The 21,687-nt window shown below is 72.9% G+C and carries 20 protein-coding genes; 5 read left to right on the forward strand and 15 right to left on the reverse strand.

The genetic code is table 11. The features are described 5' to 3' along the window. Positions 1-143: 143 nt before the first annotated feature. Positions 144-1,301, reverse strand: coding sequence for a PfkB family carbohydrate kinase (locus tag AB0I82_RS10570; RefSeq protein WP_363256763.1), 1,158 nt, complete (start codon positions 1,299-1,301; stop codon positions 144-146). Positions 1,302-1,437: 136 nt separating this feature from the next. On the opposite strand from AB0I82_RS10570, the gene AB0I82_RS10575 reads away from it, so the two are divergent. Further along, the gene (locus tag AB0I82_RS10575) at positions 1,438-2,748 is read left to right on the forward strand and encodes a 6-phospho-beta-glucosidase (protein ID WP_363256764.1); all 1,311 of its coding nucleotides are present in this window, start codon (positions 1,438-1,440) and stop codon (positions 2,746-2,748) included. A gap of 73 nt (positions 2,749-2,821) precedes the next feature. Here the strand turns inward: AB0I82_RS10575 and AB0I82_RS10580 are convergent, their stop codons facing one another. The 5 genes from AB0I82_RS10580 to AB0I82_RS10600 all read right to left on the reverse strand — a co-directional run bounded on the left by AB0I82_RS10580 (position 2,822) and on the right by AB0I82_RS10600 (position 8,594). Beyond that, positions 2,822-4,444 (reverse strand): hypothetical protein, encoded by a 1,623-nt coding sequence (locus tag AB0I82_RS10580; protein ID WP_363256765.1) that lies wholly within the window; start codon positions 4,442-4,444, stop codon positions 2,822-2,824. A 94-nt stretch (positions 4,445-4,538) separates the two neighbouring features. Next, positions 4,539-5,168, reverse strand: coding sequence for an MBL fold metallo-hydrolase (locus tag AB0I82_RS10585; RefSeq protein WP_363256766.1), 630 nt, complete (start codon positions 5,166-5,168; stop codon positions 4,539-4,541). Further along, positions 5,168-6,253: an S-(hydroxymethyl)mycothiol dehydrogenase gene (locus AB0I82_RS10590; protein ID WP_363256767.1), complete on the reverse strand. Its 1,086-nt coding sequence runs from the start codon at positions 6,251-6,253 to the stop codon at positions 5,168-5,170. Before AB0I82_RS10590 ends, AB0I82_RS10585 begins: the two co-directional genes overlap by 1 nt. 95 nt (positions 6,254-6,348) lie before the next feature. Then, on the reverse strand, positions 6,349-7,653 hold the full coding sequence (locus AB0I82_RS10595) for a glucarate dehydratase family protein (RefSeq protein ID WP_363256768.1): 1,305 nt from the start codon (positions 7,651-7,653) through the stop codon (positions 6,349-6,351). Beyond that, entirely contained in the window at positions 7,650-8,594 is a 945-nt protein-coding gene (locus AB0I82_RS10600) for a 5-dehydro-4-deoxyglucarate dehydratase (protein ID WP_363256769.1), read from the reverse strand. Before AB0I82_RS10600 ends, AB0I82_RS10595 begins: the two co-directional genes overlap by 4 nt. A gap of 238 nt (positions 8,595-8,832) precedes the next feature. Here AB0I82_RS10600 and AB0I82_RS10605 point away from each other — a divergent pair, with 238 nt between their 5' ends. Further along, positions 8,833-9,609 (forward strand): HAD family acid phosphatase, encoded by a 777-nt coding sequence (locus AB0I82_RS10605; protein WP_363256770.1) that lies wholly within the window; start codon positions 8,833-8,835, stop codon positions 9,607-9,609. A gap of 27 nt (positions 9,610-9,636) precedes the next feature. Here AB0I82_RS10605 and AB0I82_RS10610 read toward each other — a convergent pair whose 3' ends face one another. The 3 genes from AB0I82_RS10610 to AB0I82_RS10620 form a co-directional block, all read right to left on the reverse strand. Continuing rightward, on the reverse strand, positions 9,637-10,560 hold the full coding sequence (locus tag AB0I82_RS10610) for a ribonuclease Z (protein ID WP_363256771.1): 924 nt from the start codon (positions 10,558-10,560) through the stop codon (positions 9,637-9,639). A gap of 5 nt (positions 10,561-10,565) precedes the next feature. Continuing rightward, positions 10,566-10,925 (reverse strand): histidine triad nucleotide-binding protein, encoded by a 360-nt coding sequence (locus tag AB0I82_RS10615; RefSeq protein ID WP_363256773.1) that lies wholly within the window; start codon positions 10,923-10,925, stop codon positions 10,566-10,568. 68 nt (positions 10,926-10,993) lie between these two features. Then, positions 10,994-11,704: a hypothetical protein gene (locus AB0I82_RS10620; RefSeq protein WP_363256774.1), complete on the reverse strand. Its 711-nt coding sequence runs from the start codon at positions 11,702-11,704 to the stop codon at positions 10,994-10,996. A gap of 271 nt (positions 11,705-11,975) precedes the next feature. On the opposite strand from AB0I82_RS10620, the gene AB0I82_RS10625 reads away from it, so the two are divergent. Then, complete coding sequence (locus AB0I82_RS10625) at positions 11,976-12,404, forward strand: OsmC family protein (protein ID WP_363256775.1); 429 nt, start codon at positions 11,976-11,978, stop codon at positions 12,402-12,404. Between the two features lie 20 nt (positions 12,405-12,424). Here AB0I82_RS10625 and AB0I82_RS10630 read toward each other — a convergent pair whose 3' ends face one another. The 4 genes from AB0I82_RS10630 to hrcA form a co-directional block, all read right to left on the reverse strand. After that, a complete protein-coding gene (locus AB0I82_RS10630; RefSeq protein ID WP_363256776.1) occupies positions 12,425-13,174 on the reverse strand; it encodes a 16S rRNA (uracil(1498)-N(3))-methyltransferase in 750 nt (249 codons plus the stop codon). Further along, a complete protein-coding gene (locus AB0I82_RS10635; RefSeq protein WP_363256777.1) occupies positions 13,171-14,250 on the reverse strand; it encodes a nitronate monooxygenase in 1,080 nt (359 codons plus the stop codon). Before AB0I82_RS10635 ends, AB0I82_RS10630 begins: the two co-directional genes overlap by 4 nt. 76 nt (positions 14,251-14,326) lie before the next feature. After that, complete coding sequence (gene dnaJ / locus AB0I82_RS10640; protein WP_030249511.1) at positions 14,327-15,460, reverse strand: molecular chaperone DnaJ; 1,134 nt, start codon at positions 15,458-15,460, stop codon at positions 14,327-14,329. Continuing rightward, complete coding sequence (hrcA, locus tag AB0I82_RS10645) at positions 15,461-16,477, reverse strand: heat-inducible transcriptional repressor HrcA (protein ID WP_030249513.1); 1,017 nt, start codon at positions 16,475-16,477, stop codon at positions 15,461-15,463. Positions 16,478-16,751: 274 nt separating this feature from the next. Here hrcA and AB0I82_RS10650 point away from each other — a divergent pair, with 274 nt between their 5' ends. After that, positions 16,752-17,486 carry an MBL fold metallo-hydrolase gene (locus AB0I82_RS10650; protein ID WP_363256778.1) on the forward strand — a complete coding sequence of 245 codons (735 nt, stop codon included), beginning with the start codon at positions 16,752-16,754 and terminating at the stop codon, positions 17,484-17,486. A 39-nt stretch (positions 17,487-17,525) separates the two neighbouring features. Further along, entirely contained in the window at positions 17,526-18,359 is an 834-nt protein-coding gene (locus AB0I82_RS10655; protein ID WP_363256779.1) for a DUF3097 domain-containing protein, read from the forward strand. On the opposite strand, the gene hemW is transcribed toward AB0I82_RS10655, so the two are convergent. After that, positions 18,356-19,588 carry a radical SAM family heme chaperone HemW gene (gene hemW / locus AB0I82_RS10660; protein WP_363256780.1) on the reverse strand — a complete coding sequence of 411 codons (1,233 nt, stop codon included), beginning with the start codon at positions 19,586-19,588 and terminating at the stop codon, positions 18,356-18,358. The two genes, AB0I82_RS10655 and hemW, sit on opposite strands and share 4 nt — an antisense overlap. A 78-nt stretch (positions 19,589-19,666) precedes the next feature. Continuing rightward, positions 19,667-21,676 (reverse strand): SpoIIE family protein phosphatase, encoded by a 2,010-nt coding sequence (locus tag AB0I82_RS10665; RefSeq protein ID WP_363256781.1) that lies wholly within the window; start codon positions 21,674-21,676, stop codon positions 19,667-19,669. Between the last annotated feature and the right edge of the window lie 11 nt (positions 21,677-21,687).

Genomic DNA, 21,687 nt, shown 5'->3' on the forward strand with positions numbered 1-21,687 from the left:
TCTGTGGCCTGCTGATCCCCATTTCTACGTAGCGATGCCTGCGGCTCTCCTGAGCACGTCCAGGGTACGACGCACCACCGACATCGACGGAGAACTTTTCGGGGAGGGGAGGTGGAGGGGGCGGAGGCCCTGCGGGGGAACCGCTAGCCGGACCGGCGGAAGCCGATTGTGGGGAGGGCGCGGGCCAGGGGCCACTGGCGGTAGGCGGCCGGGAGTACGCCCTCCAGGAAGGCGTACCGCTCCCGCAGCGGGAGTGCGTCGCCCGGTGCCGCGGCCTCCGTGTGGTGATCGCGTACCCGCTGCCACCACGCGGCGATCTCCGACCAGCCGGGCGCGGACAGCGAGCCGCCGAACTCCTGCACCGACAGCGCCGCCGTCAGGCCCGCGAACGCCAGCCGGTCGGCCAGCGGCCAGCCCGCGAGCGTGCCCGTGACGAAGCCCGCCACGAAGACGTCGCCCGCGCCCGTGGGGTCCAGCGCCTCCACCGCGATCGCCGGGACCTCGGCGCACTCGCCGGTACGCGCGTCCACCGCGCACGCGCCCCGCGCGCCCATGGTGACCACGGCGACCGGCACCAGGTCGGCGAGCTTGCGCGCGGCGGCCTGCGGCGAGTCCGTACGCGTGTACCGCATCGCCTCCTCCGCGTTCGGCAGGAACGCCTCGCAGTGTTCGAGGTCGGCGAGGTCGGCCGGGTCCCAGCGCCCGGTGTCGTCCCAGCCCACGTCCGCGAAGATCCGGGCGCCGCGGCCGGCCGCGCAGCCCAGCCAGCCCTCCCGCCGCCCCGGCACCAGCGAGGCGACGCAGGCGCGTGAGGCGGGCGGGCACCCCGGCGCGTGCGCCCCGTCGAAGGCGGACTCCGGCGGCGGCGCCTCGTGCCCGTGCGACACCATCGTGCGCTCGCCCTCGTACGCCATGGAGACGGTCACCGGCGAGTGCCACCCGGGCACCTTCCGCGACATCGACAGGTCGATGCCCTCCCCTTGGCGCAGCGCGTCCCAGCAGTACTCGCCGTACATGTCGTCCCCGAAGGCCGCCGCCAGCGAGGTGTGCAGCCCGAGCCGGGCCAGCGCGGTGGCCATGTTCGCGACCCCGCCGGGGCTCGACCCCATGCCGCGCGCCCAGGACTCGGTGCCGCGGACCGGCGCCGAGTCCAGCCCGGTGAAGATGATGTCGAGGAAGACCGTGCCGGTGAGATAGACGTCCGTGGCCGGGTCCCGCGGTCCCCGAAGGGCGGCGAGCGGGTCGAGCACCGCCGGCGTGGGACTCGTGGGGGCGAACTGTTCTCCGCTGTGAGCGCTCACCTTGCCTGCCCCTTTCGTCCGTGCACGTCACGCCAGTGTGCCGGATCAGGGGTGGCCATGGCTGCGAGCGGGGCGGCTTCCGGCGCATCTTTGTGCGGTGCGTTCCGGCCCGCCTTCGTGCGGTACGTTCCGGCCCATGAGGCTGACGATTCTCGGTGGTGGTGGGTTTCGGGTGCCGCTGGTGCACCGCGCGCTGCTCGACGATCCCGCGCGGGCCGTGACGGAGGTGACGCTGTACGACACCGACGCGGACCGGCTGCGGGTCATCGCGGCCGTACTGGAGCGGCAGGCGGCGGGGCGGGAGCGGCCGGTACGGGTGCGGCTCGCGACGGACCTCGACGACGCCCTGCGCGGCGCGGACTTCGTGTTCTCCGCGATCCGGGTCGGCGGCACCGCGGGGCGCGTCGTGGACGAACGGATCCCGCTCGCCGAGGGCGTGCTCGGCCAGGAGACGGTGGGCGCGGGCGGCGTGCTCTACGGGCTGCGCACCATCCCCGTGGCGCTGCACATCGCCGAGCGGGCCGCGGCGCTGGCCCCGGACGCCTGGGTCATCAACTTCACCAATCCGGCCGGAATGGTCACCGAGGCGATGGCGGAGGTGCTGGGCGAGCGGGTGATCGGCATCTGTGACTCGCCGGTGGGCCTGGTGCGCCGGGCCGCGCGCGCTGCGGGCGCCGATCCGGATGCGGTGGACTACGACTACGTGGGGCTGAACCACCTCGGGTGGCTGCGGTCGCTGTCCTACGAGGGCCGCGACCTGCTCCCCGGGCTGCTCGCCGACCCCGAAGCGCTCGGGTCGTTCGAGGAGGGCCGGCTCTTCGGGGCCGAGTGGCTGCACGCCCTCGGGGCGCTCCCCAACGAGTACCTGCATTACTACTACTTCCGCCGCGAGACGCTCGCCTCCGTACGGGCGGCGGACGAGACCCGCGGCGCCTTCCTCGACCGGCAGCAGGGCGGCTTCTTCGAGGCGGCGGGCCGGCGCCCGGAGGACGCGTACGCGCTGTGGGAGCGCACGCGCCTGGAGCGCGAGGAGACGTACATGGCGGAGAGCCGGGAGGCGAGCGGCGGCTGGCAGCGCGACAGCTGTGACCTGGAGGGCGGCGGGTACGACCGGGTGGCGCTGGCCCTGATGCACGCGATCGCGGGCGACCGGCGGGCCCGGCTGATCCTGAATGTGCGCAACGGTACGACGGTTCCGGCGCTCGCCCCCGAGGCCATCATCGAGACGGTGTGCGAGGTGGGCGCGGACGGCGCCCGGCCGCTGCCGTGCGCCCCGCTCCGCAATGACCAACTGGGGCTGATGCTCCAGCTGAAGGCGGTGGAACGGGCGACGGTGGAGGCCGCCGTCTTCAAGGAGCGCGACGCGGCCCTACGGGCGCTCGCGCTGCACCCTCTGGTGGACTCACCGGCGGTGGCCGCCCGCATCCTGGAGCGGGCGGCGGACTGAACGTTCCGCCAGGGGGGCGCGGTTCGCGGTTCGGCGGCCGAGCTCGGCCGGCGCGGTTCGGCGCCCCGGGCGCTCAGCGGCTGACGGACTCCGCCAGGGCGGCGAGGCGGCGCTGTACGTCGTCGCGGGCGCCGCTCCTGCCGGGCACCCGGCTGCGGAGGTTCGCCAGCTCCTCGCCCAGCTTCCGGGCCTCTTCGCCGTTGCTGATCTGGTGCCAGCAGTGGTGGGCACGGTCGACGGCGGCGGTGACCTCGGGGTGCGTCTCGCCCTGCCCACCGGCCAGCCGGACGTGCGCGGACCGCATCCACAGCCCGCTCGCCCGCACCGGCTCGTCGGCCTGCCGGGCCAGCTCCGCCTGTACCTCGATCCAGTGCACCGCCTCGGGCGACACCGGCCCGTGGCTCCGCAGCGCGGCCTGCTCCCAGGCCGCGGCCATCGCGGCGGCCTCCCCGTGCCGCCCGGCCGCGGCCGCGGCGAACACGGCGTGATGCGGATCGACGGCAGGCGCCGCATCGGGCACGGGGGGTATGGCGGCCACTACGGGGATGGGGGGCCGGCCGGGGGGTGTGGGCTGCGTGGAGTGTGTGGGCTGAGTGGGCTGCGCCGGTGCTGGAGCGGGCGCGGAAGCCGGAGTGGGCGCGGGTGCCGGAGTGGGCGCGGGAGCGGGAGCCGGGGCGGACTCGGGCGCGGGAGCCGGGGCAGGCGCGGGCGCAGGAGCTGAACCGGGCACAGGCGCCGGGGTAGGCGCGGGCGCCGGGGTAGGCGCGGGCGCCGGGGCGAACTCGGGCGTGGGAGCCGGAGCGGGTGCAGGCGCAGGCCCAGGCGCAGGCGCCGGAGTCGGCGCGGACTCGGGCGCGGGAGCCGGTACAGACGCCGGCGCGGGAGCGGACTCGCGCGCGGGAGCAGCCCCAGGCGCCGGAGCCGGTGCAGGCGTCGGAGCCGACGCGGCCGCGGGCGCAGGAGCCGGACTCGGCACCGGCGCCTGACCCCATGCCCCCGCCTGCTCCGGCGTCTGCCGCCACGCCGGCGCCCGCTCCGGTGCCAGCCACAGCGTCACCCCGCCGTCCAGCCCCGCCTCACGCAGCGCCCAGTCGTGCAACTCCTCCGTACCGGGCCGCTCCGCCGCGGCCCCCGTCTCCCCCACCGCCCGCAACACCCGCGTCAGGGCGTGCGTGTACGCCGGCGCGAGCTGATGCCGCTTGTCGCTCCGCTGCACCGTGCCGTACAGCAGGAACGGTCCGCCCAGCGACAGCTTCCCCCTGCCCAGGTCGTGCCAGATCTCCGGCTCCGCCGCCAGATCGGCCAGTACCGTCGTGCTGCCCGGCGGACGGTGCTGCAGCTCCGCGGCGAGCCAGTGCCACGGCAGCGCCGTGTACCGGACCGTGCGGTGCACGGTCCGGGCCAGCGCCAGATGCAGCTTGCCCTGCCGCCCGTCGACCTGGAGGTGCCCCGCGACGTAGATCAGCAGCGGCCCGTCGACGGCGGCCGCGGTGCGGATGTGGGTCAGCACCGTATTCGGGTCGTCCGGGTTCGCCAGCTGTACCGCGCTGGCGTACGGAGCGCCCACGAGCCGCGCCGGCGGAACGGCCGCCAGCTGCGGCAGCGCGGCGGTCGCCGACAGCGGCCGACGGGTCGGCGGATCGGCAGCAATCAGCAGGGCGTAGCCAGGAGCGGTCGGTGCGGTGCTGATTGCCATACGGAGCACGTTAACCGGCCGCACTCCTGGTGCGCATGGGATAGCGGCGCAAAGGTTCGAAAACCGGCAGCAAGTGCCGCCGTCCCGGCCCCACTCAGTGGCCGCGCGCGATCCATTCTTCCAGGTGCGGTGCCTCGTCCCCGATGGTCGTCGGGTCGCCGTGCCCGGTGAGCACCTTCGTCTCGGGCGGCAGACCGAGCAGCCGCTCCTTGATCGACTCGACGATGGTCGGAAAGTCCGAGAACGACCGCCCCGTCGCGCCGGGCCCGCCCTTGAAGAGCGTGTCCCCGCTGAACACGACCCCGAGGTCGGGCGCGTGGAAGCAGACCGCGCCGGGTGCGTGCCCCGGCGTGTGCAGCACGGTCAGATCCGTACCGGCGATGGTCAGCACCTGCCCGTCCGTCAACTCCCGGTCCGGGGAGCTGCCCGGATAGGTCAGCTTCCACAGCGGCAGGTCGTCGGGGTGGAGATGGATCATGGCACCGGTACGGGACGCCAGCGCGGGCGCCGCGTCGATGTGGTCGTCGTGCGCGTGCGTACAGAGCACGGCACGCAGCCGCCGCCCGCCGAGCGCCGCGAGAATGGCATCGGCGTCGTGCGCGGCATCGATGACCACCGCTTCCTCGTCGTCCCCGACGATCCACACATTGTTGTCCACCTCCCACGTGCCCCCGTCCAGGGAGAACGTGCCCGAGGTGACCAAGTGCTCGATACGTGCCGCCATCACAGCACCACCACCGAACGCAGCACATCGCCCTCATGCATCCGCCCGAACGCCTTCTCCACGTCCCCGATGCCGATCGTCTCCGTCACGAACGCCCCCAGATCCAGCCGCCCCTGCTGGTGCAGATCGACCAGCATCGGGAAGTCACGGGACGGCAGACAGTCCCCGTACCAGGACGACTTGAGCGCCCCGCCCCGCCCGAAGACATCCAGCAGCGGCAGCTCCAACTTCATCTCCGGCGTCGGCACCCCCACCAGGACGACCGTGCCGGCCAGATCACGGGCGTAGAACGCCTGCTTGTACGTCTCCGGACGCCCGACCGCCTCGATGACGACATCCGCACCGAAGCCGCCCGTCAGCTCGCGAATCGCCGCCACCGGATCGGCGACCTTGGAATTCACCGAGTGCGTGGCGCCGATGGACAACGCCTTCTCCAGCTTCCGGTCGTCGATGTCCACCGCGATGATCTTCGCAGCGCCCGCCAACCGGGCCCCGGCAATCGCCGCGTCACCGACCCCACCGCAGCCGATCACAGCGACCGAATCGCCCCGCCCGACATTGCCCGTATTGATCGCCGCACCGATACCGGCCATCACCCCGCACCCCAGCAGACCCGCCACCGCAGGCGACACCGCCGGATCCACCTTCGTGCACTGCCCGGCCGCCACCAGCGTCTTCTCCGCGAACGCACCAATACCGAGGGCGGGCGACAGCTCCGTACCGTCCGTCAGTGTCATCTTCTGCCGCGCGTTGTGCGTGTCGAAGCAGTACTGCGGACGACCCCGCAGACACGCCCGGCACTGCCCGCACACCGCACGCCAATTCAGAATCACGAAGTCGCCGGGCACCACGTCAGTAACGCCCTCGCCGACCGACTCCACCACCCCCGCCGCCTCATGCCCCAGTAGGAACGGAAACTCATCGTTGATCCCGCCCTGCTTGTAATGCAGGTCCGTATGGCACACACCGCACGCCTGGACCTGGACCACCGCCTCCCCGGGGCCCGGGTCCGGCACGACGATCGTCTCGACACGCACCGGCTGGTCCTTGCCGGGTGCGATGACTCCGCGTACTTGCTGTGCCATGGGGGCGGCCCCTCTCGATGATCACGTACGGGACGGACCCATACCGTACGCGTTCCCCGCATTCCCGCCCAGAGGGCGACACCCCGTCTGGGGAGCTACCAGCGCGGCACGGCCGGCGGCGTCCACTCCGGGTCGGCGATCCGCATCGCCGCCGCGTCGTCCCGGTCGCGCTGACTGCCGTCGTCGTCCAGCCAGCGCCGGTGCAGCGCGGCGAGGCGGTCGCGGTCGAGTTCGATGCCCAGCCCCGGGGTGTCGGTGACCGCGACGGCGCCGCCGTCGAAGGTGAGCCGCTCGGTGAGGACGTCCTCGGTCTGCCAGGGGTAGTGGCTGTCGCAGGCGTACCGCAGCTCCGGGACGGTCGCCGCGACCTGCGTCATCGCGGCGAGGCTGATGCCGAGGTGGGTGTTGGAGTGCATGGACACGCCGACGCCGAACGTGCGGCAGATCGCGGCCAGTTCGCGGGTGTTGCGCAGGCCGCCCCAGTAGTGGTGGTCGGAGAGCACGACCTGGACGGCGCCGCGGGTGAACGCCTCGGCGATCTCGTCGAAGGTCGTCACGCACATGTTGGTGGCGAGCGGGATGTCCGTACGGGCTGCGACCTCCGCCATGCGATCCGTGCCGCTCGTCGGGTCCTCCAAGTACTCCAGTACGTCCTTCAGCTCGTCGGCGACCATCAGGGACGTCTCCACCGACCAGGCGCCGTTGGGGTCCAGCCGGAGCGGCTTGCCGGGGAACTCATCGGCCAGTGCCCGGATGGCGGCGATCTCCTCCTTCGGCGGAAAGACACCGCCCTTCAGCTTGAACGAGCCGAAGCCGTAGGTGTCGGCGAACTTCCGCGCCTGCGCGACCACGCCCGCCGGGTCGACGGCGGCACCCCAGTCGTCGGCGATGCCGCGGCCGCCCGGGTGCTCGGCCCAGCGGTAGAAGAGGTACGCGCTGTAGTCGACGCGGTCGCGGACCTTGCCGCCGAGCAGGGCGTGCACGGGGAGTCCGGCGGCCCGGCCCCAGGCGTCCAGGCAGCCGACCTCGAAGCCGGAGAGGACGGAGAGGCGCAGCTTGTCGGCGGTCTGAACACCGCGCTGCCCGCCGACGTCGAGCGCGCCCGCGGCGGTGGCTTCCGGCGAATCGCCGCAGACCTCGGCGGCAAGTCCGGGCAGCGCGTTCAGATCCGTGACCGAGCGGCCGATGAGTGCTCCTGCCAACGGCCGGGCGATATCGAGGTACTTGGTGTCGCCGTAGGTCTCGCCGAGGCCGGTCACGCCGCTTTCTGTGACCACCTCGATGATCAGCCGGGGCGTGTAGGGCTGGTGCACGCCCTGGGTGTTCAGCAGCGGCGGGTCGGCCACAAGGATCGGGGTGAGCCGGACTTCGGCGATGCGCAGGTCGGCGGTGGTCGTCATCGAGTGGCTCCTACCAGGTCGAGGCCGCGCTCCAGGAGCGCCGCGAGGTCGGTGAGGTCGGCGGGGGACGGATCGGTGAGCGGGGCGCGTACGGGACCGACGGGCAGCCCGCGCAGCCGGGCCGCCGCCTTGACCAGCGACACCGCGTATCCGGGCACCCGGTCGCGCAGCTCCACGAAGGGGATGTAGAAACCGGTCAGCAGCTTCTCGACGGTGGTGTCGTCGTGCGCGCCGAGCGCCGTGAAGAAGGCGCGGGCGATCTCGGGCGCGAAGGCGTGCACGGCGGAGGAGTACGCGGTGACGCCCAGGCTCGCGTAGGCGCGGGCCTGCAGTTCGGCGGTGGCGGCGCCGTTGAAGAACAGGAAGCCGTCGGGCGCGGCGAGCTTGCCGCGCTGCAGCCGGTCCAGGTCGCCGTGGCCGTCCTTGAGGCCGATGACGCCGGGGATCTCGGCGATCCGGCGGACGCTGTCGGCGGTGAAGGTGACCTGGTCGCGCTGGTACGCGATCAGCGGCAGGCGGGTGCGGGACGCGACCTCCCGCACCTGGGCGACCAGGCCGTCCTGCGGGGCCTTGACCAGGTAGTGCGGCATCAGCAGGGCCGCGTCGGCCCCGGCGTCCTCGGCGATCCTGGCGAACCGCGCGGCCTGCGCCCAGCCGTAGCCCACGCCGGCGACGACCGGCAGCCGCCCGTCCGCCACCTCGACGGCGGCCCGGATCACCCGGCCGTACTCGTCCTCGTCCAGCGAGAAGAACTCGCCCGTGCCGCAGGCCGGGAAGAGCGCGCCGGGCCCGGCGGCGATCCGGCTCGCGAGGTAGTCGCGGTACGCGGGCAGGTCCAGCGCGCCGTCGTCGGCGAAGGAGGTGAGCGGGAAGGACAGTACGCCGCGCGCCATGCCCGCGCGCAGCCGTTCGATGACGCGCAGCCGTTCGGTGACCGTCATGAGCCTGTCTCCATATGTAGATGGCGTCCACGAATGAGAATCGAAGATGTGAAGGGAGGCTAGAGACGGGCATGTGGGCCGTCAATAGCGCAGACAGTCCGAATGGGTACGGACAGTCACTCCGGGCACCCGGCAATGCTTTGCCAACGATTTAATCTCCGCGCGTAGATACGCAGAAGCAACGCCTGCTAGATCTACCGGAGTCGCTTTTTCCGTCCCTACTCCGCAGGAGATCCACATGCGTTTCCGTGCGCGCCTGGGCGCCGTCGCCGCCGCGGCTGCCGTCGCCGCCACCACCGCGTTCGGCGTCGGCCAGGCCACCGCCGAACACTCCGTCCCGCGCTCGGACAAGGAGATACCGAACCTCACGCAGGTCCAGGACAAGATCAAGGCGTACTACGGCGACACCGTCACCGCCGACGGCGAGCACTACGCCTCGCCGAAGAGCAACTACGCCCGCCAGGTGCACGGCATCGAGAAGAAGGCGCAGCAGTACCTGGACAGCGCCGTCCGCCACCACGACGGCCCCGGCAAGCCCGCCATCGTCCTCGACATGGACGACACCACCCTGCTCACCTACAACTTCGAGCTGCAGGTGGGCTTCGCCTTCAGCGACAAGGCCCAGGACGCCTACCTGAAGAGCCACGACATGGAGCCGGTCTTCGGGATGGACGCGCTGGTGAACCACGCCCGCGCCAAGGGCTACGAGGTCTTCTTCGTGACCGGCCGCAAGGAGGCCCAGCGCGACTGGAGCGTCCGCAACCTGAAGAACGTCGGCTACGACGTCCCGCTCGACCGCGGGCACGTCTACCTCAAGAACAAGGAGAACCCGCCGTCGTACCTGTCCTGCGGCGCCGGCTGCTCGACCATCGAGTACAAGTCCGGCACCCGTAAGCACATCGAGTCCCAGGGGTACGACATCGTCGCCAACTTCGGCGACCAGCACTCCGACCTGCGGGGCGGCTACGCGGACCGCACCTTCAAGCTGCCGAACCCGATGTACTACCTGCCGTAACGCGCACCCGGTATCCCTTGTAGGTGCTCACCGCCGCTTCGGCAGCGGTACCCGCAACAGGTCCCGGGCCACCGTCAGTTCGCCGTCGTAGCCCGCCTCCCGGGCCTCCCGCTCGAACTCCGACGGGTCGGTGTACCGCTGCGAGAAGTGCGTGAGCACCAGATGCCGGACGCCGGCATCGCGCGCGACCATGGCCGCCTGGCCCGCCGTCAGGTGGCCGTGCTCGGCGGCCAGCTGCCGGTCGCCGTCCAGGAACGTGGACTCGATGACGAGCATGTCGCAGCCCGCCGCGAGCTCGTGCGCGCCGGCGCACAGCCGGGTGTCCATCACGAACGCGAACGACTGGCCCGGCCGTACCTCGCTGACCTCCTCCAGGGTGACCGTCCGGCCGTCCGCCCGGACGACCGCACCCTCCCGGCTCAGCCGGCCCACCTCGGGGCCGGAAATGCCGTGCTCGGCCAGCCGCTCGGGCAGCATCCGGCGCCCGTCCGGCTCCTGGAGGCGGTAGCCGTAGGACTCGACGGGGTGCGAGAGACGGCGCGCGGTGAGCGTGTACGCGGGCGTCTCGGCGAGGGTGCCGCCGTCGCCGCTGACCGGCTCCTGGCCCAGCCGCACGGTCTCCCGGTACGCCGTCGAATAGCGCAGCCGCTCGAAGAAGTGCGCCCCGCTCGCGGGGTAGTGGGCGGTGACCGGATGCGGCACCCGGTCGAGGTTGATCCGCTGGATCACCCCGGCCAGGCCCAGGCTGTGGTCGCCGTGGAAGTGCGTGACGCACAGCCGGTTGATGTCGTGCGCGGCCACCCCGGCGCGCAGCATCTGGCGCTGCGTCCCCTCGCCGGGGTCGAAGAGCAGGCCCTCGCCGTCCCAGCGCAGCAGGTAGCCGTTGTGGTTGCGGTGCCGGGTGGGCACCTGGCTGGCGGTGCCGAGGACGACCAGTTCGCGTACGGACAAGGTGCTTACCCGGGGGGCCAGTTGAGGCCGCGGCCGCCGAGCACGTGGGCGTGCGTGTGGAAGACGGTCTGACCTGCGCCGGAGCCGGTGTTGAAGACGATGCGGAAGCCGGTGCCGTCGACCTTGTCCTCGGCGGCGACCTCGGCGGCCTCACGCAGTATGTCGGCCGCGACCTGCGGCTCCGCGACGGCCAGCGTCCCGGCGTCCGGGTAGTGCACCTTGGGGATCACCAGGACGTGGGTGGGCGCCTGAGGGTTGATGTCGCGGAAGGCGACGGTCGTCTCGGTCTCTCGGACGATCGTCGCGGGCACCTCGCCCGCCACGATCTTGCAGAACAGGCAGTCGGCCTGCGGTTCTCCCGCCACCGGGTGCGCTCCTCACGGGTCGTCGGCTCGTACGAACCTGATCGTACCGATCGGGGGCGCGACGGCGGCTACTGGCGTGCCGCGGTGGCGCCGTGGGCGCCGTTCCGGTCGCCGTCCGGGCAGTCGTCGTGGTTGCCGTCGTCGTGCCATTTGCCGTCGTCGTGGTTGCCCTCGTCGTGGCTGCCGTCGTCGTGACTGCCGTCGTCCTGCCACTTGCCGTCGTCCTGCCACTTGCCGTCGTCCTGCCACTTGCCGTCGTCATGGTGACCGTCGTCGTGGCTGCCGTCGTCCTGCCACTTACCGGAGTCCTCGGAGTCGCCAGAGTTCCCGGGGTTACCGGAGTCATCGGAGTTACCGGGATTGCCGGAGTCGCCGGAATCCTCAGAGTTACCGGGGTTATCAGGGTTCCCGGGGTTATCGGGGTTCCCGGGGTTATCGGGGTTCCCGGGGTTATCCGGATTACCGGCGTCCGGCGACGCCCCCGGCGCGTCGCAGTTGCCGATCGTGTCCGTGCGGAAGATCTGCCGGTCGCCGACCCGCGCGACCAGGCCCCTGCCCTCCACGCAGCGGCCGCTGACCTCCCTGGTCACCGGCCCCCGGATCGTGATCCGCTCGCCGCTCGCCGTCTCGCCCTGGCAGTCGACCCGGGCGCTGCCACCGCCCGCGCCGGGCGTGGCGGCCGGTGCGCCGCCGTTCGGTGCCGACGCCGTACAGCTCAGCCACCGCACGTCGACGCTCTCCCACTCCAGCGCCCGGGTCCCCTGGCGATCCGTGGTCACCGCTATCGCCGAGGTGTTGGAGTAACCCGTTGGCTCACATGCCGCTGTTCCGACGGCCACCGCACCCGCGGCACCCGCCGCTGCCAACGCCCGTAACCAACGGCCCCGCACGCGTCCCTTCATGCCCCGCAGCGTGCCATCGCCGCCGTACGGCCCGACAGGCCCGCTCCGGCCAACTCCGCGCGGCGCTCCCCCGCCCGTCCCGATCCTCACTAACCTGGGCCCCGCACAACCAGGTATCGCCACACCGCCACATACGGGAGCGACGCACATGGCAACGACGCGCACGGCCAGGACCCACTGGGAAGGCAACCTGATGGAGGGCAAGGGCCAGGTGGCCCTGGAGTCCTCCAAGATCGGTACGTACGACGTGAGCTGGCCGGCCCGCGCTGAGGAGCCCGGCGGCAAGACCAGCCCCGAGGAGCTGATCGCGGCGGCCCACTCCTCCTGCTACTCCATGGCGTTCTCGAACGGCCTGGCGGGCAAGGGCTACACGGTCGAGACGCTCGACACCCAGGCCGACGTCACGTTCCAGCCGGGCGAGGGCATCACCGCCATCGCGCTGACCGTCAAGGCCCGGGTACCCGGCCTCTCGGAGGCGGACTTCCAGGTCGCGGCCGAGGACGCCAAGAAGAACTGCCCGGTCAGCCAGGCCCTGGCGGGCGTCAAGAACATCACGCTCGACGCGACCCTGATCTGACCCCCGCACCGGCCGGGCGCTCAGTCCCAGCGGCCGGTACGCCCCAGCAGCAGCGCGGCCGCGGCCGTGCCGGCGGTGGAGGTGCGCAGCACGCTCGCCCCCAGCCGGTACGGCTTCGCGCCCGCCGCCGCGAACAGCTCCAGCTCCTCCGGCGAGACGCCGCCCTCGGGGCCGACGACGAGCACGATGCCGCCGTCGGCGGGGAGTTCGGCGCGGGCCAGCGGCTCGCTGCCTTCTTCGTGCAGTACGGCGGCGAAGGCGGCGCCGGTCAGCAGCGCCGCCACGTCCTTCGTGGTGGCCGCGTCCGCGACCTCCGGGAACGTCAGCCTGCGGGCCTGCTTACCGGCCTCGCGCGCCGTATTGCGCCACTTCGTCAGCGACTTGGCGCCCCGCTCGCCCTTCCACTGCGTCACACAGCGGGCCGCCTGCCACGGCACGATCGCGTCCACGCCGGTCTCGGTCATGGTCTCCACGGCCAGTTCACCGCGGTCGCCCTTGGGCAGCGCCTGTACGACGGTGATGCGCGGCCGCGGCGCCGCCTCGGTCCGTACCTCCGTCACCGCGACCTCGAGGCGGTCCTTGCCCTCGACCGCGGCGACCGTCCCGTACGCGCCGGTGCCCGCGCCGTCCGTCAGCACGATCTCCTCGCCGGCGCGCAGCCGCCGTACGGACACCGCGTGCCGCCCTTCCGGGCCGTCCAGGGTGAGCGTCGCCCCCGGTGCGGCGGCGGCCAGCGTGTCCGGTTCGACGAGGAAGACCGGTGCGGTCATGAGGTGGCTCCTTGCTGCAACGTGCCGCGTGCGGCGGCCAGTTCGGCCACCAGTACCTCCATCAGCTCGCCCGCGGGCAGCTGCCGGGCCAGCCGGTGGCCCTGGCCCGCCCACAGGTTCATGGCCTGCGGGTCGCCGGCCTTGGCGGCGGCCTTGCGGACCGGGGAGGTGAGGTAGTGGACGGCCGGATAGGCGGCCGGGGCGTACGGGCCGTGCTCGCGCAGGAAACGGTTCGCCAGGCCGCGCGCCGGACGGCCGGAGAACGCCCGGGTCAGCTCCGTACGAGTGAAGAGGTGGTCGGTCAGGGCCTGCTTGTGCAGCGGGTGGGCGCCGGACTCGGGGCAGGGCAGGAAGGCCGTGCCGAGCTGGGCCGCGGCCGCGCCCGCCGTCAGTACGGCGGCGATCTGCGCGCCGCGCATCAGCCCGCCCGCGGCGATCACCGGCAGCCGGACGGCCGCGCGGACCTCGGCGATCAGCGTGAGCAGGCCGACGCCCGCGCCGGTGCCGTCGCTCTGCGGGTCGTCGCGGTGCGTGCCCTGGTGGCCGCCCGCCTCTATGCCCTGGACGCACACGGCGTCGGCGCCCGCCTCCTGCGCGGCGCGTGCCTCGGCGGCCGTGGTGGCGGTGACAACGGTGTACGTACCGGCCCTGTCGAGGGCCTGCAGGGTCTTGCGGTCGGGGCAGCCGAAGGTGAAGGAGACCACCGGCACGGGGTCCTCGAGCAGGATCGCGAGCTTGGCGTCGTACCCGTCGTCGGCGGAGCCCGCGGTGTCGCCGAGCTCGGTCTCGTACCAGGTGGCCTCGCCCGCGAGCTGTTCGCGGTAGACCTCGACGGCGGCGGCGTCGGCGAGCTCCGGCTGCGGCATGAAGAGGTTCACGCCGAAGGGGCGGTCGGTCAGCCCGCGTACCTGCTTGATCTCCTGGTACATGCCGTCGGCCGTCTTGTATCCGGCCGCGAGAAAGCCCAGACCGCCGGCCGCGCTGACGGCGGCGGTCAGCTCGGGACACGAGGCGCCGCCCGCCATGGGGGCCTGCACGATCGGGTGGCGGCACAGATCGGTCAGCGCGGTGGACATGCCCACATCGTGTCACGCGTCACGGCCGTCCCTGGAATCGGGGCGACCGTGACGCGTACACACAGTTCTACGGTTTCTACCGTCCGTTGAAGGCGTCCTTCAGGCGCGAGAACAGCCCCTGCTGCCCCGGCTGGAACTGTCCCGTCGGGCGTTCCTCGCCGCGGAGCTTGGCCAGGCGGCGCAGCAGCTCTTCCTGCTCCGGGTCGAGCTTGCCGGGGGTCTGAACCTCGACGTGTACGACGAGGTCACCGCGGCCGCCGCCGCGCAGGTGCGTGATGCCGCAGCCGTGCAGCGGGATCGACTGGCCGGACTGGGTGCCGGGCCGGATGTCGACGTCCCGGACCCCGTCCAGCGTCTCCAGCGGGCACTTCGTGCCCAGCGCCGCCGCGGTCATCGGGATCGTGACCGTGCAGTGCAGGTCGTCGCCGCGGCGCTGGAAGACCGGGTGCGCGACCTCGTGGATCTCGACGTACAGGTCGCCGGCGGGGCCGCCGCCGGGGCCGACCTCGCCCTCGCCCGCGAGCTGGATCCGGGTGCCGTTGTCGACACCGGCCGGGATCTTGACCGTGAGCGTACGGCGGGACCGGATGCGGCCGTCGCCCGCGCACTCGGGGCACGGGGTCGGCACGACCGTGCCGAAGCCCTGGCACTGCGGGCAGGGCCGCGAGGTCATGACCTGGCCCAGGAAGGACCGGGTGACCTGCGAGACCTCACCGCGGCCTCGGCACATGTCACAGGTCTGCGCGGAGGTGCCGGGCGCGGCGCCCTCGCCCGTACAGGTCGTGCACACGATCGCGGTGTCGACCTGGATGTCCTTGGTCGTACCGAACGCGGCCTCGTGCAGCTCCACGTCCAGCCGGATCATCGCGTCCTGGCCGCGGCGGGTGCGCGAGCGCGGCCCGCGCTGCGACGCCGTGCCGAAGAACGCGTCCATGATGTCGGAGAAATTGCCGAAGCCCGCGCCGAAGCCGGCGCCGCCCGCGCCGCCGCCCTGGGACATCGGGTCGCCGCCGAGGTCGTAGACCTGCTTCTTCTGCGGGTCCGACAGCACCTCGTAAGCGGCGTTGATCTCCTTGAACCGCTCCTGGGTCTTGGGATCCGGGTTCACGTCCGGGTGCAGCTCGCGCGCCAGCCGCCGGAAAGCCTTCTTGATCTGGTCCTGCGAGGCGTCGCGGCTGACACCGAGGACCGCGTAATAGTCCGTGGCCACTTACGACTCCGCCAGGATCTGTCCGACGTAACGTGCCACTGCGCGTACCGCTCCCATCGTTCCGGGGTAGTCCATGCGGGTCGGTCCGACCACGCCGAGTTTGGCGACTGCCTCGTCGCCCGAACCGTAGCCGACGGCGACGACCGATGTGGAAGTGAGGCCCTCGTGAGCGTTCTCGTGCCCGATGCGCACGGTCATGCTCGAATCCTTGGCCTCTCCCAGCAGCTTGAGGAGCACGACCTGCTCCTCGAGTGCCTCCAGCACCGGCCGGATCGTCAGCGGGAAATCATGTCCGAAGCGCGTGAGATTGGCGGTACCGCCGATCATCAGCCGCTCTTCGGTCTCCTCCACCAGAGTCTCCAGCAACACCGACAGCACTGTCGAGACCGTGCCGCGGTCCTCCGCCTCGAAGGACTCGGGGAGGTCCTGCACCAGCTGCGGCACATCGGTGAACCGGCGCCCCACGACCCTGCTGTTCAGCCGGGCCCGCAGGTCCGCCAGGGACGTTTCGCCGAACGGCGCGGGGCAGTCGATCATGCGCTGCTCGACCCGCCCGGTGTCCGTGATCAGGACGAGCATCAGCCGGGCCGGGGCCAGCGACAGCAGCTCGACGTGCCGGACGGTGGACCGGGTCAGCGAGGGGTACTGGACCACCGCGACCTGCCGGGTCAGCTGCGCGAGCAGCCGTACCGTACGCGCCACGACGTCGTCGAGGTCCACCGCGCTGTCGAGGAAGCTGTGGATCGCCCGGCGCTCGGGGCCGGAGAGCGGCTTGACGGCCGCCAGCTTGTCGACGAAGAGGCGGTAGCCCTTGTCGGTGGGGATGCGTCCGGCGCTCGTGTGAGGCTGGGCGATGAAGCCCTCCTCCTCCAGCACCGCCATGTCGTTGCGGACCGTGGCCGGCGAGACGCCGAGCCGGTGGCGCTCCGTGAGGGCCTTGGAGCCGACCGGCTCCTCGGTGCCCACGTAGTCCTGGACGATGGCACGCAGCACTTCGAGTCTGCGTTCGCTGAGCATCGCGCACACCTCCAGTCCCGCGCTCTCCCCTGGGCCGCTGCGGCCGCCTGTCCGGCCGGGGTCCGGCCGGCTGTCCCTGGCACTCGACCGGTCCGAGTGCCAAACCCTGAACCAGTGTACGGCCGGGTAGCACGGGCAGGGCAAGGCCGGGCACCGCGGCGCGCGGCCCGGCGGGCCACCGTATCGTGCCGCGGCCGGTCCGTGTCCCCGGGATACGCCCAGGTCAGCCGGTCGGCCGCGCGCGATTTCGGCGTATCCGGGCTAGCGTCGCGGTATGCGCACGAGTTGGGAAGAGGCAGGGTGGGAGCGGCTCGCCGACGGGGTCGCCCGACGCCGGCTGCCGCACTGGGACGCCACGGTCGGCGTCGTGGCCGGTGCCACCGGCGTCCTCCTGGTCGACACCGGGTCCGGGCTGGCCGAGGGCGCCGAGCTGCGCCGCCAGGTGCGTGGCGTGCTGGGCCGTGAGGTGTCCCACATCGCCCTCACCCACCCGCACTTCGATCATGTACTGGGCACGGCGGCGTTCGCGGGTGTGACGGTCTTCGGGGCGACCGGGATGGCCGAGCTGCTGCGCCGCGAGCCGGAGGCGCTGCTCGGCGACGCGGTACGGAACGGGGCCGATCCGGACGCGGCGGCCGAGGCGGTGGACACCCTGGTGGTCCCGCAGCACGCGGTCTGCGGCGAACGCACGCTCGATCTTGGCGACCGGCACGTCCTACTGGCGAACGTCGGTCCCGGGCACAGCGCGCACGACCTGGCGGTGTGCGTGCGGGGCGGCGCGGGCGAACCCGAGGTGGTGTTCTGCGGCGACCTCGTCGAGGAGTCGGGCGAGCCGCAGGCCGGCCCGGACGCGCTGCCCGCCTGCTGGCCGGCCGCGCTGGACCGGCTCCTCTCCCTCGGCGGCGAGGACGCCCGCTACGTCCCCGGCCACGGCGCCGTCGTGGATGCCCGCTTCGTCCGCACCCAGCGCGACGAGCTGGCCCGCCGCTTCGGCGTGTCGCCCGAATAGCCCGCACGGGCGCCCCGCTCCCCGCATATCGTCTGTCGAATGCGCAGCAGAGAATACGGCCCCGACCTCACTCCCCCTTGGAAGAAGCAGCGCCCCGCGCCCGAGGTCCCCGCCGAGCCGGACCTCGTCGTCGAGGAGGTCACCACCGGCTACTGCGGTGCCGTCGTCCGCTGCGAGAAGACGGCCGAGGGCCTGACCGTCACCCTGGAGGACCGCTTCGGCAAACACCGCGTCTTCCCGATGACCCCGCGCGGCTTCCTCCTCGAAGGCAAGGTCGTCACTCTCGTACGCCCCTCCGCCGCGCCCGCACGCCCCCGGGGCCCGCAGCGCACGGCCTCCGGCTCCCTCGCCGTCCCGGGCGCCCGCGCCCGCGTCGCCCGCGCCGGCCGCATCTACGTGGAGGGCCGCCACGACGCGGAGCTGGTCGAACGCGTCTGGGGCGACGACCTGCGCATCGAGGGCGTGGTGGTGGAGTACCTGGAGGGCATCGACGACCTCCCGGCGATCGTCCGCTCCTTCTCCCCCGGCCCGGACGCCCGCCTCGGCGTCCTCGTCGACCACCTCGTCCCCGGCTCCAAGGAATCCCGCATCGCGGCCTCGGTCACGGACGCGAACGTCCTGATCGTCGGCCACCCGTACATCGACATCTGGGAGGCCGTGAAGCCCGCCTCGGTAGGCATCCCGGGGTGGCCCTCGATCCCCCACGGCCAGGACTGGAAAACGGGCGTCTGCCGGTCCCTCGGCTGGCCGGAGAACACGGGCGCCGCCTGGCAACGCATCCTCGGCTCGGTCCACTCGTACAAGGATCTTGAGCCGGCACTGCTGGGGCGGGTGGAGGAGCTGATCGATTTTGTTACGGCGCCGGCCGGCTAATCGACCAGGTCGCGCACCACGGCGTCGGCCAGCAAGCGGCCCCGCAGCGTCAGCACCGCCCGGCCCTCCTCGTACGGGCCCGGCTCCAGCAGGCCGTCCGACAGCGCGCGCTCTGCTGCCTTTGCGCCCGCAGGGGCGAGCAGGTCCAGGGGGCAGCCCGCCGCCAGTCTCAGCTCCAGGAGGATGCGCTCCACGCGGCGGTCCTCGGGCGCGAGGAGCTCGCGGCCGGCCCCCGGGGAGCGGCCCTCGCTCAGCGCCTGCGCATATGCGCCGGGGTGCTTCGCGTTCCACCAGCGGACGCCGCCGACGTGGCTGTGGGCGCCGGGGCCCGCGCCCCACCAGTCGGCGCCGGTCCAGTACAGCTCGTTGTGGCGGCAGCGGGCCGGCTCCGACGTGGCCCAGTTGGAGACCTCGTACCAGGTGAAGCCCGCGGCGGTGAGGGCTTCCTCGGCGATGAGGTAGCGGTCGGCGTGCTCGTCGTCGTCGGTCATCGGGACCTCGCCGCGGCGGATGCGGCGGGCGAGCTGGGTGCCCTCCTCGACGATCAGCGCGTACGCGGAGACGTGGTCGGGGCCGGCGCCGATCGCGGCGTCGAGGGAGGCCTTCCAGTCGTCGTCCGTCTCGCCGGGCGTGCCGTAGATCAGGTCGAGGTTGACGTGGTCGAAGCCGGCGGCGCGGGCCTCGGCGACGCACGCCTCGGGGCGCCCGGGCGTGTGCGTACGGTCGAGGATCTTCAGGACGTGCTGGCGGGCGCTCTGCATGCCGAAGGAGACGCGGTTGAAGCCCCCGGCTCGCAGCTCCGCCAGGTACCTCGGGTCCACCGACTCCGGGTTCGCCTCCGTGGTGATCTCCGCGTCCGGCGCGAGGCCGAATTCGTCGCGGATCGCGGCGAGCATGCGGGAGAGGTCGACGGCCGGGAGGAGGGTCGGCGTGCCGCCGCCGACGAAGACCGTCTCGACGGGGCGGGGGTCGGCGCCGAGCACCTTGCGGGCGAGGCGGATCTCCTCGACGACCGTGTCGGCGTAGTTCTCGCGGGAGGCGAGCGCGCCGCCGGAGCCGCGCAGCTCGCTCGCGGTGTAGGTGTTGAAGTCGCAGTATCCGCAGCGGGTCGCGCAGTACGGCACGTGCAGATAGAACCCGAGGGGCCGCTCGCCCGCTCCGGCCAGGGCGGCGGCGGGCAGCGCCCCGTCCTCGGGCATGGGCTCACCGTCGGGGAGTGCAGAAGGCATACCGCCATTGTCCGGCACTCGGGGAGTGATCCCTTCCGCCGGCCGCCGACGAAGCCCGGCCACGGGCCCGCCGCCCGGCTACGGCCCCGGTACCGCCTGCAGCACCAGCAGTGCCAGGTCGTCGTCCGGCGGGGTCGGACCGAAGGCGTGCACGCGGCACCGGAGGTGCTCGGCGACGCCGTCGGCGCCCAGCCCCGCGCACTCGGCGAGGGCCTGCGCGAGGCCGTCCTCGTCGTCGAAGAGCCGGCTGCCCGAGCGGCGCTCGGTCACCCCGTCGGTGACGCACAGCAGCGTCTCGCCGGGCGCCAGGTCGAAGGACTCGCTCTCGTACTCGGTCTCCTCCAGCACACCGAGCAGCATCTGCGGCGCGGCGACCGCCCGCACCGTGCCGTCCGTGCCGAGGACCAGCGGCAGCGGGTGTCCGGCGCTGGCGAGCGTGCAGCGGGCGCCGCCGGTGCCGTCCTCGTACGGGACGATCTCGCCGTACAGGAGGGAGAGGAAGCGGGTCTGCTCGCTCTCCTCGCGGTAGCCGGGCTGCAGCTCCGCCTCGGAGCCGGCCTCCACCACCGCGGCGGCCACCGCGGCCACGGAGTCGGCGGACTCCCGCGCGACCGTGCGGTTCAGCCGGTCCAGTACGTCGCCGACGCCGTACCCCTCGCGGGCCAGCAGCCGCAGCACCGGGCGGGCCAGGCCCGTGACGGCGGCGGCCTCCGGGCCGCTGCCGCAGACGTCGCCGAGCATGAAGCACCAGCGGCCCTCGCCCGCCTGGAAGAGGTCCCAGAAGTCGCCGCCCGCCCAGGCGCCCTCGCGCGGTTCGTACACCACGGCCGAGGCCACGCCCGGCACGTCGGGGCGGCGGCCGGGCAGCAGCCGGCGCTGCAGCACCCGGCTGATGCGCTCCTGACGGCTGTAGGCGTCCGCGGTGGCGAGGGCCCGGGCCACCCGCCCCGCCAGGTCCTCGATGAGCGAGACGACCTCGTCGGGGAAGCGGAGCAGTCCGGACCGGCCTATCAGGAGCGTGCCGTGCCGGCGCACGCCGGAGATCAGCGGGCAGGCCAGGGCCGCGCCGCCGGGGCCGAATCCGCTGGGCTCGCCGGGCCACGGCCAAGGGCCCGCGCCGGTGGGGTGGCCGTCGCCGCGCCCGGTCAGTACCGGCGGGTCCTTCTCCAGCAGCTCGCGCAGCCCGTCGATGCGGGACTCCGTGGCGTGCCAGACGCGGGCCAGCCGGGGCGCGCCGAACTCCCCGCCGTCGTCCAGCCACACCGCGCACCAGTCGGCCATCCGCGGCACGATCAGCTGCGCGACCAGCGCGGCCACCTGGTCCGCGTCCAGCTGCCCGCTGAGCAGGTCGGACGCCTCGGCGAGGAAGGACAGCGCGCCGTGGTGGAGCCGCTCGACCTCGCAGCGGCGCAGGGCGGCCCGCTGCGGCCCGGGCGCCATCAGCTCGGTGGCCGGCGGCCCGCCCGGCGTCCTGCGGTCCGCGTGGAAGATCTCCACCGGCGGTTCGTACACGGCCTCCGGCGCGTCCGCCGTCACCCGGAACCACACGGTCTTCAGGGTGCGCCGGTACGTGATGCCCCAGGAGTCGGCGATCGCGCCGACCAGTTGCAGGCCGCGGCCCGCGCCCTCGGCCGTCACGGCGTCGTGGCGGCCGCGCACCGGGCGGGCCGGGTGGTGGTCGGAGACCTCCACGGTCACGGAGGTGTGCGGGCCGTCCTCGTCCAGCCGGCACAGCAGCTCGACGGCGGTGCCGGCGTGCACGACGGCGTTGGTGACCAGCTCACTGACGAGCAGCTCGGCCTCGTCGGTGACGCGCGCGGTGAGGTACTCGGTGCCGGGCAGCCCGCGGGTGACCCAGTCGGCGAACGTCGTACGGACGAACTGCCGGGCGGCGCCGGCGGCGATGGGCGCGCCGGGCAGTCCGACGGCGCGGAAACCGTCGGTTCCGTATGCATCGTCGGCGGGTTGTGATCCCCGGTCCGGGCGGTCGGCGACGGGCGGGCCGCTGTCCTGTGCGGGGACGGCGTCGGGCCGGGCCGTGGTCGGCCTGCGCACCACGTCGGTTTCCGACGGAGTTGTCGTCCTCATTGAGCACTCCC

This window comes from Streptomyces sp. NPDC050315, from assembly GCF_040655775.1.
Lineage (GTDB): Bacteria > Actinomycetota > Actinomycetes > Streptomycetales > Streptomycetaceae > Streptomyces.

What these genes read in the sequence shown, in the direction of transcription:
- AB0I82_RS10580 (WP_363256765.1), bottom strand. Translation starts at nt 4,444, where the DNA reads ATGGCAATCAGCACCGCACCGACCGCTCCTGGCTACGCCCTGCTGATT.
- hemW (WP_363256780.1), bottom strand. Translation starts at nt 19,588, where the DNA reads ATGCCTTCTGCACTCCCCGACGGTGAGCCCATGCCCGAGGACGGGGCG.
- AB0I82_RS10630 (WP_363256776.1), bottom strand. Translation starts at nt 13,174, where the DNA reads ATGACCGCACCGGTCTTCCTCGTCGAACCGGACACGCTGGCCGCCGCC.
- AB0I82_RS10590 (WP_363256767.1), bottom strand. Translation starts at nt 6,253, where the DNA reads ATGGCACAGCAAGTACGCGGAGTCATCGCACCCGGCAAGGACCAGCCG.
- AB0I82_RS10665 (WP_363256781.1), bottom strand. Translation starts at nt 21,676, where the DNA reads ATGAGGACGACAACTCCGTCGGAAACCGACGTGGTGCGCAGGCCGACC.
- AB0I82_RS10605 (WP_363256770.1), top strand. Translation starts at nt 8,833, where the DNA reads ATGCGTTTCCGTGCGCGCCTGGGCGCCGTCGCCGCCGCGGCTGCCGTC.
- AB0I82_RS10575 (WP_363256764.1), top strand. Translation starts at nt 1,438, where the DNA reads ATGAGGCTGACGATTCTCGGTGGTGGTGGGTTTCGGGTGCCGCTGGTG.
- AB0I82_RS10595 (WP_363256768.1), bottom strand. Translation starts at nt 7,653, where the DNA reads ATGACGACCACCGCCGACCTGCGCATCGCCGAAGTCCGGCTCACCCCG.
- AB0I82_RS10600 (WP_363256769.1), bottom strand. Translation starts at nt 8,594, where the DNA reads ATGACGGTCACCGAACGGCTGCGCGTCATCGAACGGCTGCGCGCGGGC.
- AB0I82_RS10655 (WP_363256779.1), top strand. Translation starts at nt 17,526, where the DNA reads ATGCGCAGCAGAGAATACGGCCCCGACCTCACTCCCCCTTGGAAGAAG.
- AB0I82_RS10625 (WP_363256775.1), top strand. Translation starts at nt 11,976, where the DNA reads ATGGCAACGACGCGCACGGCCAGGACCCACTGGGAAGGCAACCTGATG.
- AB0I82_RS10635 (WP_363256777.1), bottom strand. Translation starts at nt 14,250, where the DNA reads ATGTCCACCGCGCTGACCGATCTGTGCCGCCACCCGATCGTGCAGGCC.
- AB0I82_RS10650 (WP_363256778.1), top strand. Translation starts at nt 16,752, where the DNA reads ATGCGCACGAGTTGGGAAGAGGCAGGGTGGGAGCGGCTCGCCGACGGG.
- AB0I82_RS10585 (WP_363256766.1), bottom strand. Translation starts at nt 5,168, where the DNA reads ATGGCGGCACGTATCGAGCACTTGGTCACCTCGGGCACGTTCTCCCTG.
- hrcA (WP_030249513.1), bottom strand. Translation starts at nt 16,477, where the DNA reads ATGCTCAGCGAACGCAGACTCGAAGTGCTGCGTGCCATCGTCCAGGAC.